We start from the raw sequence: 20,207 nt of genomic DNA, 5'->3' as shown, positions 1-20,207 counted from the left end.
TATAAACACCAGTGAAGTGGTTTCCTTGGATTTTTATCATATCGTCCCTTAGCTGGGACGGGATTGCTATCAAGCAAGGATATGTCATAGCTCTGTACTCCTTTACAACAATGTTTCCAGCATCTGCGCTAGCTGATCTTCATCGAGATCATCTAGGCTATCTGCCTGTGTCGGTAATTCAGTTCCAGTCTCGGTGTCTTTCGGGCTTAGCGCCTGCATTACATAAGCGGACAAACTTTCAACATTGGGATAATCAAAGACCAGAGTCGCTGGTACTCTGATCTGAAAGCTTTTTTGCAATTTTTGTTTAAGCTCTATCGACATCAGTGAGTCGAAGCCAAGATCAAGGAAAGGTTTGTGATCATCCAGCGCCCGGCTATCATCGAGCTTCATAATCTCTCTGGCCATTAGCCGTAAGTGTTCTCTGACCGCTTCAACCTTAGCCAGCGCCGGTAATGCAAGTAAATCTTGCAGGATAATATCGCTGTTATCTTCTGCAGTTAAGCGCTCAGTGGCCGATTGATGAGCCGTAAACCAATCTTCAACCAGCGCTGGGGGCGAGTCGCGCCACACTTTGGCAAATACTGGCCAATCAACATCAATCACACCCAATTGGCTTTGGGCCGAGGCCAGCGCACGTTCAAGATCAGCAATGGCACGAGTGGGGGACAATAAACGTAAGCCCAAAGAAGATGAACGCCCCACAGCCATGCCAATCTCATCCCAACCAGCCCAATTAATCGCCAAAGCGGGCAAACCAAGACCACGACGATAATGAGCCAATTGATCCATAAAACCATTGGCTGCCGCATAATTACTTTGTCCGGCGGCCCCCAACAACGAGGCCAAAGAAGAGTACATTACGAAGCAATCCAAGCGCATATCTCGCGTCAATTCGTGTAAATGCCAGCTGCCTAACATCTTGGCACAAATAACACGCTCAAAATCATCATCGGTTAGAGTCGTAAAGGCACCATCAGCCAAGACTCCTGCACAATGAAAAATACCTCGCAGTGGTCGATTAAGCTGATCCAGCAACGCCGCCAATACTTGCCGATTGGCCACATCACAAGTCTGGTAATCAATGTCAGCACCTGTCGCATCCCGCAATTGTGCAAGTTGCTGCGAAATATCCGCATCTTCAGCCCGCCTTCCAAGCAGTAAAAAATGCTTTCCACCTCGTTGCACCAACCAATGGCACGTCGCCACAGCAAGATCTCCTAAGCCACCGCTCAAAAGATAGAGGCCGTCATCATGGCAATGAAAATCCGGTTCAACTTTCATTGACGATGCCTGCAATTCATCAATGCGCAAGACATAACGCTGAGCATGATGATAAGCAACCCAATCAACACGGGATTTCCGGACTTCATCAGCCATCACAGCAGACCTTTGATCAAAGGTCGAACCATCAATATCCAGCATGCCTACCGAGTACTCTTGCCACTCCAGATCCAGTGATTTACATAACCCCAACGCAAAACCATATAAGGGAGAGCCACCGCCTGTTCCTGTATGATCTACATATCCTGATGAAAGCACACGAAAGCCGACATCAATGCCCGAGCCAGCCAGTAACTCGCTTAATTGATGCGCTCGCCTGGCTGCTGCTACCAGCGCCATTGCCTGTTGTATCCAGGGAGTTTGTTCACTGTTTTCACTCATTCTGGCAAGAGCAGGCAGACAATATACCAAACTAACAAAGCGTCCCTCGGTCGTACGTTTAAGCATATCAAGATCACAACTGTCCACATCAAAGAGTGTTCCAGCATCGCTTAACCTTTTCCTCCACCCTGAGTCAACGAAGTCATCTTCATTATTAAGCAACACAAAAACCAGAGTATTGTGCTCACTTAATTTATTTACCTCACTATCATCTGCCAGTGATTGAGCCTGCCATTTCTCCACCAGATAAGAAGATGAAGCTGTAACCCGTTTGATCTGCTGTGCGCTTACACGACGTGTAATCAATCCCTCAACGCTAAGAAAAGGTTTTTCTCCCTGTTCCGCTAACGTCAGGTCGTGTACAAAAGTGCCTCCATTTTCATCCTGTTTTAGCAAACGTGTTTGACATAGGGTTGGGGCTTGTACTCTTTCTGTGTTTTTCCTAGGAGCAAAGATTAACCTGTCTATGGCAACGGGAATAGTCGCTCCTCCCATGCGGCTCTGCTCAGGCTGTTCTGCCATTGTGGCTAAAGCAATAGTCTGCAACAAAGCATCCAGCTCTCCCGGTACTATCGCGCTATGCTCTCCACCCGTCCAGGCAATCTCAGAAACCGTGTATCCCTGATATTGCTCAATCGAGACAATACTGCGAAAGCTGTTAGACAATCTGATTTCAGGCGAAGACAATCTCTCGTAGAAAGTAATGCCATCTATTTTTGCTAAAGCCCGCGCAGATGAGGGAATAGCTACTGATCGTGGCAGGTTTTGTGCTGCACAGGCTCTGGCTCGCAAGTGCCGTTGAGTACGCGACCCCACATCAGATAAGACCTCAATACTGACCCCACCACCTTCTTCATCACTCAGTACAGTGAATTGATAGTGAACCACTTCAGTATCAGCATCGATCACTAAGGCTTCTTCACAGAGCACATCCGTAATTTCCCAATTCTGTCGGCCGCGTAAATCATCCAGCATACCAATAATCAGCGCCAGGTGAGCGGCAGCAGGAACCACAGGATCACCGTGAACTAAATGGTCCTGCAAATTAAAGGGTGGCTGCTGTACATAATCCACCACATATACCACCAAAGATGCTTGTTTAGATGACAGCCGCAGCCCAGAATGAGGCAAAGTGAGTACACTTTGTTGACTGCCGGGACTTTGTTGCCAAAAACGTTGTCGCTCGAAGGGGTAACAAGGTAGCGAGATCCCGGCTACAGAACTCGGCTTATGACAACTTTCTGCCATTGGTACCAATTCCCCTAAAGCGAGCTCAAGAGCTGCTAACATTTCCTTCTGGGTAGCATCTTCAAATATTCGCGTATGCCCCAGCACGGCGCGGCGCCATGTCTGTTGACAGAACGCCTTATATTGCTGCTCTGGCAAACTAACCAGCACGTTTCGATAGCAGCGCATCATCTCATTCAAGGCAGTATCACTGGCGGCAGAGATACGCAAGCCTATGGCTTGCTTCACCTGCTCTGAAGAAGGGGTATGTTCAGGTGCTGATTGTAATATCAGGTGCACATTGGTGCCACTAAAACCAAACGAACTGACAGCTGCATATCGCACATGATCATCCTGCCATTCCTGTGGTTCATCAGGTATACGTAAGGTGGAGGCATCAAGCTGAATTTCTGGATTCAATCGCGATAAGTGCAGATGCGGTGCTATCGTTTGCTGTGTCAGGCACAAAACAGCTTTAATCATACCAGCGATCCCCGCAGCGGCTTCAGCATGTCCCATATTGCTTTTAACCGAGGAAACCCACAACGGAGACTGACGCACAACATCATCCACATACACAGCTTGTGCAGCTGCAATTTCAATAGGATCTCCCAAAGGGGTTCCCGTACCATGAGCTTCCAGTAATTCAACCTGTGCAGGATCCACAGCCGCATCGGCCAGAGCTCGTCTCAGTACTTGTTGCTGTGCCTGTCCATTAGGCGCAGTCAATCCCTGGCTATGACCATCCTGATTCGTCGCAGAGCCACGCAAGACAGCCAGCACTTTGTCACCATCAGCGATGGCATCATCCAGCCGTTTTAGCACCACCATGCCGCAGCCTTCACTGCGTACATATCCATTAGCCTTGGCATCAAAGGTTTTACAACGACCGTCGGGGGCCAGCATACTCCCTTTAGATAGCAACACTGATGTTTCTGGCGACAATAACAAATTTACGCCACCTGCTAGGGCAATATCACACTCCCCTTGTCGTAAAGACTGAACGGCAAGATGCACAGCCATCAATGAAGATGAGCAGGCAGTATCCACCGCCAGTGCCGGTCCTTGCCAATCCAGGGTAAAAGCTAAACGTCCGGCAGTAACACTCAGTGCATTACCGGTACTGTGATGATGGGAAAGTGACAAGGTGTCCTTTGGAAAACGTTGGACATAATCATTAGGACCAGGACCAATAAAGACCCCACCCAAAGTATCATTGGAAGAAAAGTCATATCCAGCACGTTCCAGTGCCTCCCAACCGGTTTCCAGTAGTAAGCGTTGCTGAGGATCCATGCACTGGGCTTCACGGGGGGTGATACCAAAGAGATTGCAATCAAAGTACTCTATATTGTCAATAACACCGGCACGATCGGTAGCTAGCTCTCCTTTTTGTACCAAAGATAATGCATCCCAGCGTAATGTATCGATTTGACCAATCAAGTCCCGCCCTTCCAGTAGCCCAGACCAAAAAGTTTCAGGGGAATTAACCCCACCGGGGAAACGGCATCCCATACCGACGATAGCAATATCTACCCGTTTGCTATCGGAAATTCCTGTGCGGGGATCTAGCCTGTCATTACCGTCCTTTACTGCAACAGCTTCATCTTGCTTACCATGCAACACAGTTTGCAAGTGCGAAATCAGCTTGCCAACTTGTGGGAAGTCGAATAACAGCCGGGTTGGGATATCACATCCCAGTTGTCGCTGCAATTGCTCACGCAGTTCCACCAAAGTCACTGAGTCCATGCCCAATGCATTAAGGGTATCATTAGCAACAATGCTTTGCGGATCTGGCATATCAAGAATAGCCGCGATGGCCTCAAGCACTATCTGCTCAACCGCCGCCGGCTCACACTGAGCTTTGGTTACTGATGCCATTTCAGGCTCAGTCACCTCAGACTCTGTGTGCGAAGGCATCAGGGTAGCTAACAGGGGACGTACTGTATTTTCCTGACGCCCACAGATCTTTAACCAGTCAAAATCAGCCAACATGGCCAGTGGTGCAGACTGCCTCAACCACGGCCCACAACGGACGCGTAACAACGATGGAGCCAGTGGCACTATACCCAAACGGTGCAACTGACGGACCACTTGATGCTCTGCAGCCATGCCACTCCCGGCAACCGCCCCCAGCCGCAAACTAAGACCGGTCTTACCCTGTTCACGCCGCTGTACTATCAATCCATCCAGATAAGCATTGGCAGATGCGTAGTTAGCTTGTCCAGCCGCGCCAAGAACAGATGAGATAGAAGATATCATCACAAAAAAGTCCAGATCCATATCTGCACTGAGTTGATCCAGCCACCAAGCCCCAATCGCTTTTACATCAAAAGCGCGGGCAAATGCTGCAGTATCCAGCTGACGGAAGGGTGCGTCTGCTAACTGACCAGCAGCATGAATAATTCCCGCCAGAGGCGCATGAGCCTGCCGCAACTTTTTAAAACAAGCCTGTATCGCTTCACCATTAGCCAAATCCACCGAATAAATACTCAATCGAGCACCGCAAATTACTGCTTGTTCATGTAAATCGACCAGTACAGCATTATCTACCCGACGCGCCAACAACACCAAATCACGAGCCCCGAGTGCCAACAGCTCTTTAGCAAACAAACGCCCCAGCGACCCAGTCCCACCCGTGATCAGGTAACAATGATCACTTTGTAGCGTGCTAGTTTGCTTTTCATCCGCTTCGTTCGCAGGCAATACCGTCAGGCGCGGTGTCAACACTTTCGCACCAATAATACGTCTTTCCCACTCACCACCCCGATCTGTACTGATCTCATTTACAAGCGAGCTAACACGTTGCTTAACTTGCAGGCTATCATCCAAACCAATAAGAGTTATTGCCAGCTTTTCTTCTTCACGCACCGAACGGCATAAACCTGCAATACTGGATGCAAGCGGTTGATACCCGACACTATTACTATCAAGTACACAAAAAAGATCAGGCATCTCAGCATCAGTATCCGGGCAAAGAGCAGTGATCACATTAAGTACATTAACAACCAGCTGTGATCCTGGTCTGCAAGCAATATCTGCAGTGTAATAAAGAACGGCATCTATTTCGGTCAATGAGAATACATCAGAGAAGGTATTCGCGTTAAAAGTCGCTAATGTACATACCTGCACTTTCGCACCAGCCTGAATCATGGCTTTCGAAAGCAAATCGGAAAATTCATCATCATCAACCAGTAACAGCCACTGACCCTGTAATGCCCCTGTTACCCCTTTCTTCGAAATATCACACCATTTCACCTCATAGTCCGATGCTTGATTTGATGCAGTGCTACGGTTTACGCCAGCCAGCCAATAACGCTCTTTAGAGAAGGGATAACCCGGCAATGGCAAGCGTGCCCCCGCATTATCAGGACTACGGGGCCATTTTAACGGTAGACCAGATAAATACAGGCAATGCATAGTCTCAGCAAATGCGGTGAAATCATTACCCATTTGCAAAACGTTCAACCAGCGTGCACTAGATGCCGCAGGCAAACCTCTTGCCATATCAATCAGTTGTTTATGCGGTCCTAACTCTATGCAAACACGGGCAGCAGCATCAACCCAATCAGCTTCAGCAGCAAGCGCAGCTATCGCCTGCTCAAACAAAACAGCATCACGCACCTGAGAAACCCAATAAGCCGGCTCGATAAGCTCATGATCAGCAGAACGTCCCAGTGCAGAAGAGATAAATCCTAATTGCGGGCGGGTAAAACAAGTCTGTTTCACCACTTGCTCAAATTCAGCCAGCATAGGTTCCATCATAGGTGAGTGGAAAGCATGGGACACAGCTAGCGGCACACAACGGAGCTCATAAGTCTTTGCCAGTTCAGCTAAATGCTCTATCGCGGCAGGCGTACCGGAAAGTACATGATTGCGCGGCCCGTTAACCACAGCAACGGCAGCCCCTGTTCCGCAATCTCGCAACAGTGCATCCACCTGCTGACGATCAGCGAACAGCACCAACATGCGACCTCTGGCACAGCGTTCTAACATCAGACGAGCACGAGCAACAATCATACGTGCCGCATCATCCAGATCAAACACCCCCCGCCACGACAGCGGCAGCGTATTCGCCAATACTGTGTCCCAATACAAACTGCGGCAGCCCTACCAGAGATGACATAAACTGAGCCAATGCATACTGCAGGCAAAAAATCGCAGGTTGGGTATATTGGGTGTTATTAAGCGTCGCAGCTTCTTGCCATATGACGGGTAATATCGAACGCCCCAAATATTTACTAATAGCCTTATCGGCTTGCTCCAGCCATTGACGAAAGGCAGGTTGCGTATCAAACAATATCCGTCCCATCTGCACATACTGGGACCCTTGCCCGGTAAACAACCATGCCATTAAGGGTATCTCTGGCAACTCCTTATTGTCGGGCTTTTGGCTCGCCGTTATAAGTTGCGCCAACAAAGCACTGCGATCCTTAGCCATAAAAGCCGCACGATAGGGATAATGATTACGCCCTGCGTTTAATGCCTGACAAGCTTGCGTCCATGCTTCTTCCTGTGCAAAGTATTCACTGTAACGCTGCAGTAGTGTCTTAAGCGCCACAGGGTCTTTGGCAGAAACACCCAAGAAATGGACAACTGTGCCCGCTGGCTTTACTTCAACAGCCGTTGATTCTGGTACGGCACTGCATGGGTCCTGAATGATTAAATGAGCATTGGTGCCACTGAAACCAAAACTACTCACGCCGGAAAAATATGGGGTATCCGGCCCATAAGCAACAGATACACTGTCACGCACCACATCTAAATCTTTTTGCCAATCAATTAATGAGGTTCGCTCTTTTACATGAATTTGTGCTGGCAACTGGCGATGTTGCATCGCCAACACCACCTTCATCACTCCGGCAACACCACTGGCTGCCTCAAGGTGACCAATATTAGCTTTAATTGAACCGATCAGAAGCGGCGATTTCCGCTCCAGCCCTTCACACAATGCCTGTCGTATCGCCTTAGCTTCAATTGGATCCCCCAAGACAGTGCCTGTACCATGTGCCTCCACATAACGGATATCATCAGGCGTCAACCTCGCATTATGCAATGCCTGGGTAATTAACGACTGTTGAGCATAACCGTTAGGAACCGTCAAACCACTGCTGGCACCATCCTGATTGATATGCCCTGCCCGTATCACTGCGAGCACCTGACAATTTTCTGCCAGCGCGTCTTCCAGTCTTTTAAGCACCAGCACACCACAGCCCTCACCACGTACCAGACCATCAGCTTCACTGCCAAAAGGACTACAACGCCCACTGGCGCTTAGCACCTTGTTTTGTGCCAAAGCGACACTGGGACCAGGGGTAAGCAGCGTATTCACACCTCCAGCCAGCGCGGTATGACATTCCTGATTAATCAAACTGCGACAGGCTTGATAGATGGACACCAAAGAGGAGGAGCAGGCGGTATCCATCGCCAATGCAGGACCATTAAAGCCGTAATAATAGGCTAAGCGCCCTGCTGCTGAGTTTAGTGATGTTCCGGTTATTGAGTAGGCATCCGGACTAACCGGACGATCCTCTGCAAAGGTCATTGCCCCATATTCACTGGAGCTGATGCCCATAAAGACCCCTACGGCTTCACCACGTAAGCTGTCTGCGGGCACTTGTGCATGTTCCAGTGCCTGATAGCTGACTTCCAACAACAACCGCTGTTGCGGATCCATTTGTTGAGCTTCCCGCGGCGAAATACCAAAAAATCTCGCATCGAACAAATCCACATCAGAAAGATAACCAGCACGACGAGCATTGGTTTTAAAGGGTGTTCCCGGCTCCGGAGCATAATGTTCATCAATATCCCAACGGTCTTCTTGTACTTCAGATACTGCTTCTCGCCCGTTTTTAAGTAATTCCCATAATGCCTCAACGTTATCTGCTCCGGGTACCCGACACCCCATGCCAACGATTGCCACAGGCTGATTAATACGAGCGGACAATGCTTGGATTTTTTCCCTGCTTTGTTTTATTAGGGCATTTTGCCGAGCTAGTAACGCCTCATGTGCTTGTTCCGTCATACGTCCTCCAATTCCGTTTGCATGGCCTTTAACTCTTCTTCAATTTGCTCGATACTGACTTTGCCAGCCTCTCTGTCTTGCTGTTGTGTATTCTGTACCTCGTCCTTCTTCAAAGTAACACCCGGCACATCAAGCGAAGTCGCCTGAAAATGTTGTGTTAGCTGAACGGATAACCACTGACTTAAGCGGGCAAGATTTGCATTATCGAAAATATCAACAGCCGAAACAGCCACACTGGTAAGAGCCGCCACTTTCTCGGCAAATGACATAGTCAAAAGCGAGTCCATCCCCAAATCATGAAAACCTGTGTCCAGGTAGCGGTCCAACTCGCCACTCATGCCCAACACCTGGCGCAAAATGATAAATAATTGAGCCTCAATAAATTTTCCGCGCTGGGCACTAGACAAAGCATGGTATTGTTGTAAAAAAATATCTTTATTGTGCTGATGACTCTCTTTCGGCCTATCAACTTCCTCAGAGCCAACCTGAGCAAAATAACTCTCAAGCCAAGTGTCACGATATATCGGCTTAAAGTGTGACCAATTGATGTCCAGCAAAGCAGACTCTGGACTTGGCAAAGCTGTTGTCAACAGCTCAGCAAGTTGGTGGACATCAAAACTATGCACGCCAACACGCTGCGCTGCTTCCTTGCCAGCCTCATTCAACATACCACTGTCTACAGGCCCTAACTGCACTACAGAAGCAGGCAGTCCTTGTCCTCGACGTAACTGCACAACGCGATCAGCAAAGTGATTGGCAAGGACATAATGAGTTTTACCTTTCGCTCCCCATAAACCCACCATCGACGATAATACCTGAAAAGACTTCAGCTCTTTGGGGGCCCCTTGATGCAGATACCAGGTACTGGCCAACTTAGATGACACCACATCTGTTAGATCACCTGGTTGACTGTCACTGATCAGTCGATCTCCTCCAATGCCCGCAGTATGAATCAAGTGTTCAATATATATATGATCTTTTTCCAACTGCTCAAAGACAGCATCCACCTGAGCAGGAATAGCAAGGTCTGCAGCAATAGTAATGATCTTTATCCCTGAGCTTTTCAGCTCCTGTAATAGAGCTTGCTGAAATACACCTTCAATAGTACGACTGACCAAAACTAGGGTCTTCACCTGTGGTGCCAGGACTCTGGCTATCGCGGAGCCAATACCGCCAAAGCCCCCGGTAATAAGTACAGTACCAGCGTATAGCAATACCTGCTCCTCACCTGCCGCATTCTCTGCCGATTGATTCGACCTCTGGGGTAATAACTCAAGTGTGTAAGGTTGCCCTTTCCTGATAGATAAATAGCGTAAACCGCCCGGCTGACGAATGTGGGTCAACAGCCGATCAATAGTCTCAATGTGATCTGCACCCTGCTGCCTTTCTAAATCAACCACACCGCCAATACGTCCCGGATATTCCAATGCTGCACACTTAACAACCCCCGTCATAACCGACTGTGCTAATCCAGCCAAATCATCTGTTGCCAGCACTTTTTCGGCTTGTGTAGTCACGCACCACAAACGCATCTGCCGATTTTCATCTTTGCCTAATAAATGCCGACAAAGCATTATCAGTGATTCTGACTGCCGGGTCGCCGCACTCACAGGGTCAGCAACAGCATCCTCGGGTAACTGCGGGAAACAGATCACGTAATCAAACACTAGATCCCCCGGGATTTTCATTCCCTCAATCACTTCAGACCAGGACAAGCTGCAACACATCACTCCTCGCTGCTCAAGCTGTTCTTCCCAGACATTTTCCAGATCATCGTGAATAAGTAACCAGCGTTCATGTACACTATGCTCTGAGAGCTGTGCGACAATGAGTGCTTCAGCGCTTAAGGGGTGAGGCACCATAGAGCATACTTCAGAAAATTCCTGCTTTAATAATTGCTGTTGCCATTGCTCTGTTCCAATAACAGCATAATCAGGTCGTAGCTCAATATCACTAAAACGCCACCATCCTTCGGTCATACCAAAACTAAGATCCGCACTCAGCTGTGGTGCAATACACTCACGCAGAAGCAGATATCCCTGCGGCACCAGTAGCCCTCTGACATGATGTAAAGTCTGTTCAATTGAGCGTGTGGCATGCAGTACATTGGAGGCAATAACAAGATCATAGCTTCCCGGCTCAAAAGATTGCGAGGCCACCGAGCTCTCGATATCCAATATGCGATATTCCATAAAGTCATGTTCTTGAAACAGGCCTTTCGCACGATCAAGAAACATTGGGGAAATGTCGGTAAAGCAGTAGACTTCAATGGGAAAGTCACGCAACTTCTCAAGTACACTGCCAGTGGTACCACCCGTTCCGGCACCAATTTCCAATATCCGTAAAGATCGGCCTTCAGCCAAAACTGCCGCTATCTGCGCCAGTTGGCTATTGAGTACACGGGAGATCGGCGAATCAAGATATACCGCATTACTGCCTGCCATTGAAGTATCTCGAAATAACACATCAAGCGGGTCCTGCTTTCCTAGCAACACATCACTTAAGGCCGCAGTACAGCGTTGCATAAATTGAGTTTCAGATTGGTACTGTGGATAGCTTTCCAGTAGCTGCGCTAAATCCATATTCGGCACAGAGTACTCACCCTGCCTCTGCACTTCGTGGCTGTCCAGTGTACGAAATAAATGTGCAAACAACTTATGCTGCGTACTATGAATGCCCCATTGAATCATGGCTTCAGGGGCTGTCGTATCAAGACCCCTGCCTAAATCGCGCAAAGTATCATCTATAAGCTTCAGGCACGCCTGCTCTATCTGTTCTCGGTAGCTGTTATAACGGGCCAAATCGAAACGATCTACCCAAGCCAACATAGAGTCGCTACGTTGCAACAATTTTGTCAAAGGCAAAAGCTCAGCTTTAACAGCTACAGCCTTTTGCCACTCGGCAGCTTGCCATTGCTGTTTATAGAAACAATTCAATGGAATAACCCCCCCTACCGAGCCACTGCTTTTTGAGGACTCAGTTTGAGAGTTTGGCAATCGTTTAAAGAATACCTCGGTCAGGTGCCCTAGGACCCGCCCTTCAATATTAAAAATTTTCACATCAAAACAACGCCCCTCGGGACTGCTTTTATGTTCCATCTGTACACGCAAAACATTCGGTAACTCTGCTACCAATGAAACCTGCCCTAAAGAGGCCAGCAAATGCACTTGCGTATCGGCATTGGGTAAGCCCCCGCTGATCTGGAAACAAGCATCCAGCAATATGGTCATAGATGTCATAGGATCTAACTTCTGGCTGGCATCCAGAGAAATTTCCCCTGTTAGAAACTGCCCCTTAACCCGCAGAGATTTCACACAACGGAAGTTTTCCCCCAATGCCACACCACCAGCCCGATGCTGTGTGTACAGCACTGCCACATCCTGCTTTTGCCAGCTATCATCCACACAAGTGCCGTCAGCTAAATCACTCTGCACAGCTTCCCCCAGTGACAAAGTAGATGTAGTAGAAGCACTCGGAGGCAAACATCTCGCACTGGCATGCCGTGTCCAGCTCCCGCTTACAGCCTCGGTCACACGACTCCACAATACCGCTTCAACTTCTTGTTCCAAGCCAGTTCCTTGCATCTGCTGTACTTGCAACACGTACTCTCGCTCTGCCAGATCAATATCCACTGGCTGGTAAAAATGCACCTTAGACAATTGTGCCAACCTAAGATTTAAAGCATCGCCACCGACATGACGCATCAGATCGATCAACAAAGATGCAGGTAAAAATCGTCGACCTTGCACCCTATGCTGATCGATAAAATCGAGCCATGCAACAGAGACATCCAGCTCGTAGGCATGCATACCATTGGGCTGCATGAGTTTATGGTAAACCAGAGGGTGAAGAGGTGAACCTTCACTTTTACTATTTCGCTGCAACATTTCGTTGATACAGGGCGATCTAAAGGTCTTTTGCTCAAACGAGCGTTTGGGAAAATCCGCCACCAGTGGATGCTTCTCGGCGTACACAGGTGACCAGTCAACATCGACCCCCGCAGTAAACAATGCCGCCAGTACCGGAAAAAGCGACTTTCTATCTGACAACATCTGACACTGGCTGTTTTTCAATGTTGAGAAAGTAACAGCTCCTTGTGCCAACATCTGCTTTTGTGTCAGCACCAGCGTTTGTGCCAATACTTCGGGTAACTCAGCTGACGAAACCCTGATTTGACTAGTATCCGCATCAAGCAATACCAGAGCGTTATCGCCATGCTCTGATGAAAAATAAGGTAATGTTGTAGGAGTTGCTGTACCGGCAAGCCAAGCACGGATATAGGCAGGTTCAATCCCTTCTACTAACACCTGATCAGGGTACACACCATACAATCCCAGCAATGCAAGCAGTTGTTGATGTAAATGAGCACACCGGACATCTTGTGATGACTTTTCATCGCTCAGCTCAGTTAAAGACATTTCTGTCAAAGGCATTGACGATATCAGATCTTGCAATTGCGTCAGATCATCGTGTCGCGACACAGATAAAACAAGTCGGCTTCGATAAGGAGAAACCCTGTCGTGCAACGCCGCTTGCAGGTTATGTGACAACTCACTGGCACTGCTTCCACTCACCGCTATGCGCTCCGTCAAAGCCATGCGACGTAGGGTCGATGTATAACTCAGAGCCTGTAAACTATCCGGAGATTGATTTTCCAGGTAGCTCACTACATTCGCTACATGCTGACTCAGTGCCTGCGGTGTTTTCGCACTGAGGGCCAATATGACTTCCTGCTCAGAGCTATCCCTTATATCCTCATTAAATTCGACGACAGGAGTGACTGGCGCTGCAGCCACAATAGCGTGTACATTCGTCCCGCTAAAACCAAAATTACTGATCCCAGCACAAATAGACTGATGCCCTTCCCCCTTCAACAAGCAGGGCTTGCGGGCAACCTTGAATATCTGGCTGTCCCAATCTATTTTAGGATTAAGTTGCTCAAAACCTAGCTGAGGTGGCGCTTTTGCCTGCCCAACCACTAATGCTGCTTTGATCAAGCTAGCAATACCGGCAGCCGCCTCCAAATGGCCGAGATTGGCTTTAACTCCACCAACCTGCAACGGGGTTTCACTATTGCGCGCTGGTGTGAACACGGCCGCCAACGCCCGAGCTTCAATAGGATCGCCCAAACTCGTTCCCGTACCATGAGCTTCTATATAGCTGATATCCCCCGGACTTAAGTCTGCTTGTTGCAAAGCCGAGCGGATCACAGCTTCTTGGGCCGAACCATTGGGAACTGTTAACCCACTGCTGTGACCGTCATGATTAATCGCAACACTTTTGATCACTGCATGTATACGATCACCGTCACGTTGTGCATCGGCTAATCGCTTCAACACCACAACACCACAACCCTCACCGCGCACATAACCTTTTGCCCGAGCATCAAATACGTGACAATCTTGCTCTGTGGTCAACATCCGCGCACGGGAAAAATTCACCCCGGCATGCGGTGTCAATATAGCATTAACTCCAGCGGCCAGAGCCAGTTCGCAATCTTGCTGGTTCAGCCGACGACAAGCTTCGTGTACAGCCACCAATGATGAAGAGCAGGCCGTATCAATCGATAAGGTAGGGCCACTAAAGTCATAAAAATACGATAAACGCCCTGCAGCCATACTGGGAGAGTTACCAGACGCTACATACGCGTTTGCATGCTTGACCTCAGCCGATAATGCCATGCCATAATCCTGGCTGCCAATCCCGACAAAAACCCCGGTATCACTACCCCGTAAAGACTGTATATCATAACCCGCATCTTCTAAGGCGAGCCAACTCTGCTCCAACAATATACGCTGCTGCGGGTCAAGATTTTCTGCCTCGATCGCAGACAATCCAAAGAACTCCGCATCAAAATCATAAATACTGTCCAGTAGACCTGCATAGGGGGTGACTAGCTTACCGGTCGCATCGTAATCGGGATCAACAAACTGTCGATTACTCCAGCGATCTGCCCCCACCTCAACCACACCACTTCGACCGACACTCAACAAGTCCCAGTATGAAGAGAGATCTGTTACTCCTCCCGGAAATCGACAACCAACACCTATAATAGCAATGTCTGAGCTTTGTTTTTGCTCATAAAAAGCCAGTTTTTTCTTCAAATTCTTGATGGTTTTAATCGATTGTAATAACACATCTTTGTTTGTTGCCGTCACGAAATATCCTCCAGACGTTCAATCTCTTCGGTTAAAATTTGCGCCAACTCATCTTCGCTGTAATCTCCCATCCCCTCATCGTCTGTGTCTTGGTTCACTTGGGCTTGTAACGATAACGAAGAAAATAATGAATTGAGCAAACCATTGGCAAGAAAATCGGCCAATGCCGCTATGGTGGGGTGATCAAAAGCAATAGTCTGTGGTAATGAGCTAGCCAATTCCTTTTCAAGTTGTTTATGCAAAATCATCGAATGCAGCGAATCTATACCCAGCTCGGCAAAACCACTCGCATCGGTGATCGTTTGGGTACTTGTTTGCCCCAAGCACTCACTTACCATGTATTTAAGACGCTCGCGCAGCAGGCGCATCCGACGCTCTGGTGCTACGGCAGCCAAATGAGAGTTCAGCGATATTTGCTCAACTTCCTCTAGGTTCTTTTCTGTCAAAACTCCAGCTTTGGATGGCACCAGATCGGCACAAAGTTGACTCGCTGTAGTCGTGGATATATAACCTTCCCAATCAATTTCACACACAGCCACTTGAGCAGGAAAATCAGCTATTTCTGAACTAGCCAACAATAATTTCGCCAAGGTACCCAGATATTCATCGCCACCATGCATTGCTACCCCTAAATGACGATAATGGGCTGCCAACCCTTCTCCCCCCCGGCTCGCCATGCCGCCACCGGACCATGGCCCCCATTGCACCGACAGACCAGGCAACCCCTGTGCACGACGATGCAACACCAAACGTTCTGCCAAGGCATTGGCCAAGCCATAACCTGATTGCCCGACTTGCCCCAGTGATACAACTAATGAAGAAAATACGACAAAATAACTTAGCCGTTGCTGACGTGTCGCTAAATGAAGATTCCAAGTTCCCATGCCTTTAGCATGCAACATCCCACTCACCTGCGACCAGGCGTGATGATCAAACTTCCCTTGTTCAAGGGTACCTGCACAATGAAAAACACCATCCAACGGCGGAACATCAGCCAAAGTACTGTCCAGCACCTCTTGCACCATTTCCAGCGAGGCAAGCTCAACCGTCAAAGCATGAATTTTTGCACCAAACTCACGCTCCAAACGCAGTAGCTTTTCACTCTGTTCAGCATCAGGAGGACGGCGATTGAGGTTGATGATATGCCTGACACCACAGCGCAGTAACCAGTGAATAACATGCGCTCCTACCCCGCCCAAACCGCCAGTCACCAAGTAACAGCGCTCGGCTGACAGCGCCCACTTTCCAACAGCGCAAGATAAACTAAGCTCAGTCAAACGCGCGACACTAGCCCGCTCACCAGATAATAAGTATTCTGGCTCCCGTGTAGTAAGTAATCCGTTCAAATGTCCTGGTAATTGTATCAATGCTTCAGCATCACAACTTATTAGAGTCGCACTAAAACCCTGACGTTCCTTGATGCAAGATGACAATACAGTAGACCAGCAAGAGCTTGCTTTTACCTCACCATTACTCCCGTCGCATACTAATAAATGTCCAATTGTAAACGGTGCGCGGACAAGGCTGGCCAAATCCTGCCAAGCTAATGACAAGGGTTCAAGCCATTGTGAATCAAGAGATCTTTCTTTCAATATCGGCAATTCAGCCAAACACAATATTGTTCTGTCAAAGTATCCGTCCAGTGTCGCTATCTGGTCACAACAAGCCTCAACTAACAACACACCATAAGCAGAGAGTGCCTCTCGCCATTGTCGGCAAAGTGCCTCTGCCCCCTTCTGGTATAGCAGCAAAATTTTAACTGCACTCACCTTCGGCCCGTCAATAGCTGGTTGCCACTGCTTGCTATAACATAGGGGTTGACTTGTCTTTACCGGCAGTGATGCAAATACCTGAGCGAGTCCGCTACAGGCGCTCAGCGGACGCTCACTATACCAACAGCGTACGCGCTGAAAAGGGTGAGGCGGCAAAGCACAAGAGCTATTGCCATCTCCCCGTTCAATAATGGCATGAGCGTTGGTGCCATTAAAACCAAATGAACTGACGGCTCCATACAGTCTATCCACTTCAGCTAAAGGCTTGGTCTCTCGGGGAATATTTATTCCGTCACTAACATCAATATAGGGATTGATGTTGTGATAGTGAAGTTGACCAGGCATTATGCGTTTACGCAAGCTCAGCACCAGTTTCAATAGCCCGGCCAAACCAGAAGTTGCTTCAGTATGACCAATAAAAGATTTGACAGTACCTAATTGCAAAGGTGTTGTACGCGCTACACCATCTGCATACGCTGCACGCAATGCATGATATTCAATAGGATCCCCAAGAGAAGTACCGGTACCATGAGCCTCTACCAACGCCACCTCTGCCGCCGCGATACCCGCATCTTTCAAAGCAGCTTGTATCACTTGCTCCTGCGATCGGCCATTAGGGGCAGTTAAACCACTACTTCGGCCATCATGATTGACCGCACTGCCTCGGATAATGCCATGTATGGTATCTTTGTCAGCACGAGCTTCAGATAAGCGTTTAAGCACCAAGACAACACATCCTTCAGAGCGAACATAACCATCAGCACGAGCATCAAATGCTGCACCGCGCCCTTGCTTTGACAGTGCCTGTGCCTTAGAGAGCAATACAAAGCTTTCTGGCGAAACCAATGCGTTAGCCCCGCCGACAACCGCCATTGAGCTCTTTCCGCTACGCAAGTGATGTACCGCAGCATCCAGCGCCACCAGTGAGGATGAGCAAGCCGTATCATAGGCTATCGCCGGTCCCTGTAAGCCAAATAGATGGGCAATCCTGCCCGCAATAAGGTTCATGGATTGTCCGGTAGGCATCAGACCTGCGTATTTACTGTCAATCGAGGCACGACATAACGGGCCATATTCATTTTGCCCGATACCAAAAAATACGCCTGTGTCTGGAATATCCGCAGAGCCCCCCTTCAACAAGACAGCGGGATCTATGCCGGCGTCTTCTAACGCTCGCCATGTAGTTTCCAATGCAAGTCGCTGCTGAGGATCCATAAGGCTGGCTTCGCCATGGGACAACTGAAAGAGTGTATGATCAAAGCCTGTGATGTCATCAAGAAATCCGCCCGCCAAGCTGTAAGCTTTTCCAGCCACATCACCCGCAGCACTGTAGCGTTCCAGATCAAAGCGATGAGCTGGCGCATGGTCTATGCCGTCTTCTCCGGTGCTGATAGCCTGATCCATCATAGCCCACAATGCTTCTGGTGTATCAGCACCGGGCAACTGACAGGCCATAGCAATAATGGCAATACTATGCTCTTCCTGGGCATTGTCAGTGACGGTAATATCATTAGCTAAAACCTGCTCTGCCTCAATAACATTAGCTTGTGACCATTTTTCGCTAAAATCCTGAGCCATCTCACTCAAATTGGCGTAGTCGTAAATCAAAGTAGGGCGACATGTTATACCCAAACGCTGACGGACTTTCTGACTCAGCTCCACACTGACAATGGAGGTTAATCCCAGCTCTCGTGTTGGCCGCAGTGCTGCATCCTCTGGAAGTTGCTCCCCCAATAATTCATTGACCATGGCAAATAACACATCAAGTGCCTGCTGCTGATTCGAAAAATCTTCAGTAGCTTGTTTCACCAAGGTATTCGTCGCGGCCGAGGATGGAGCACCAATCAAATCTCTAAACCAATGGAGGTGTTTATCAATAGCTAAGTGCTGAGCATAATGTTGCCAGTTCACATCGACAACCTGTACCTGGGCACAATCGGTATTAATCAATTGATTGAGCATTCCTATGGCCACCGCCGGATCAAGCAAAAAAAACCCTAAATCGGCAAAAGATTCCTGTTGCTGGTCGACGACCATACCTACACTAGCCCAAGGACCCCAGGCAATGCTACGTGTTACCTGCCCACAACGATTACGGCGTGCACTTAAAGCGTCAAGGAAGCGATTCGCCATAGCATAAGGAGCCAGCGAGGCAGCCCCCCAACAACCGGAGATAGAGGAAAAATAAACTTGAAAGTCCAATGCATCTTCCTGGGTTAAAGCATCCAGAAACAAGGCTCCGAATGCCTTGGCACGCATCATACTGTCAATATGTTCACGATTAAGCTTAGTTAATGGCACCTGCTGACTGCTGCCTGCAACATGAAAAAGACCTTTTAGGGCTGGACCTCGCAGGCGCAATTCAGTCATAGCCTGCTTTACAGCCGCCATGTCACCAAGATCAACCTGTAACAGCTCAACCTTAGCGTGGGGATAACTTTGCCGCCAGTGCGCCAGGATCTGAGCATATTCAGGTACTTCAACCCCCCTACGCCCAAACACCACAACCCGGGACACTCCATGTACCAATAAATGCTCTACCACCAGACGACCAATTCCCCCCATCCCCCCTGTGACCAAATAAGACGCATCAGGTCGTAAACGCACAGGAACAGAAGGGGAAAGTGCTGATGTTCGAACACGCTGCAGCACAGGAACATAACGAAGTCCCTCTCGGTACGCCACCTCCTCATCTGCATTTTCGCTAACAATTTCCATCAGTGCCTGTGCCAATGATGTTCGCGAATGATCGATATCAATACATCCGCCCCAAACAAGTGGCAACTCCAATGACAAAGTTTTCCCCAAACCAATCAACGGAGACTGTCCAACATCGACATCCACCTCATCGTCCGGCAGGGACTGACCATAGCGCGTAATCAGCCACAACTTAGGTGGTCGTTCAATTTCAGCCAAGGCCGCAGCCAATGCCATAGCAGTACACCATCTACCCAACATCTCTAATGTGGTATCCGTAACCGACATAAGCGCTGAACCAGCGGGGGCAAAGTAAGCAATAACATCACACTCGCGCATATGATTTTGCAAATGCTCAGCCATTCTCTCCGGCGCCCAGCCCCAACAAGGGTCAAGCACCATGTGCTGTAATTGAAAAGCTCCGCCCGGATCAATTTCCGGTGGCGCTTCGTTATCGGTCAGCAATAACACTCGCAAAGGGACCAACATCTGCTCTTTACTCCGTAAAGACTCTGTTTGCCAATGCGCTTGGTATACCGGTACATCGACGCTTTCATCCGGTCTTAACTGCAAAATTTCTTCACGCAGGGTAACCGCTAATTCACACAATTGAGACTTAGTCAGATTATGTATTTGATCGCGAAAATAAGGCACTTCCATCTCCTT

Annotated in this window: 4 protein-coding genes; all 4 read right to left on the bottom strand. The window is 48.7% G+C overall.

Translation table 11 applies throughout. The features are described 5' to 3' along the window. Window positions 1-102 precede the first annotated feature (102 nt). From HQQ94_RS02840 to HQQ94_RS02825, 4 genes are read right to left on the bottom strand one after another with little or no spacing between them, the layout of a single operon-like run. Window positions 103-6,969 (bottom strand): type I polyketide synthase, encoded by a 6,867-nt coding sequence (locus tag HQQ94_RS02840; RefSeq protein ID WP_173292991.1) that lies wholly within the window; start codon window positions 6,967-6,969, stop codon window positions 103-105. Continuing rightward, window positions 6,929-8,914, bottom strand: a complete 1,986-nt coding sequence (locus tag HQQ94_RS02835) for a type I polyketide synthase (RefSeq protein ID WP_173292990.1) — start codon at window positions 8,912-8,914, stop codon at window positions 6,929-6,931. The genes HQQ94_RS02840 and HQQ94_RS02835 overlap by 41 nt, the downstream gene beginning before the upstream one ends. Then, a complete protein-coding gene (locus tag HQQ94_RS02830) occupies window positions 8,911-15,072 on the bottom strand; it encodes a type I polyketide synthase (RefSeq protein ID WP_173292989.1) in 6,162 nt (2,053 codons plus the stop codon). Before HQQ94_RS02830 ends, HQQ94_RS02835 begins: the two co-directional genes overlap by 4 nt. Further along, complete coding sequence (locus tag HQQ94_RS02825; RefSeq protein WP_173292988.1) at window positions 15,069-20,195, bottom strand: SDR family NAD(P)-dependent oxidoreductase; 5,127 nt, start codon at window positions 20,193-20,195, stop codon at window positions 15,069-15,071. Before HQQ94_RS02825 ends, HQQ94_RS02830 begins: the two co-directional genes overlap by 4 nt. Between the last annotated feature and the right edge of the window lie 12 nt (window positions 20,196-20,207).

This window comes from Shewanella sp. VB17 (genome assembly GCF_013248905.1).
Classification (GTDB): domain Bacteria; phylum Pseudomonadota; class Gammaproteobacteria; order Enterobacterales; family Shewanellaceae; genus Shewanella.
The sequence above is the reverse complement of the archived record's forward strand: the minus strand, read 5'-3'. Positions and strand labels throughout refer to the sequence as shown.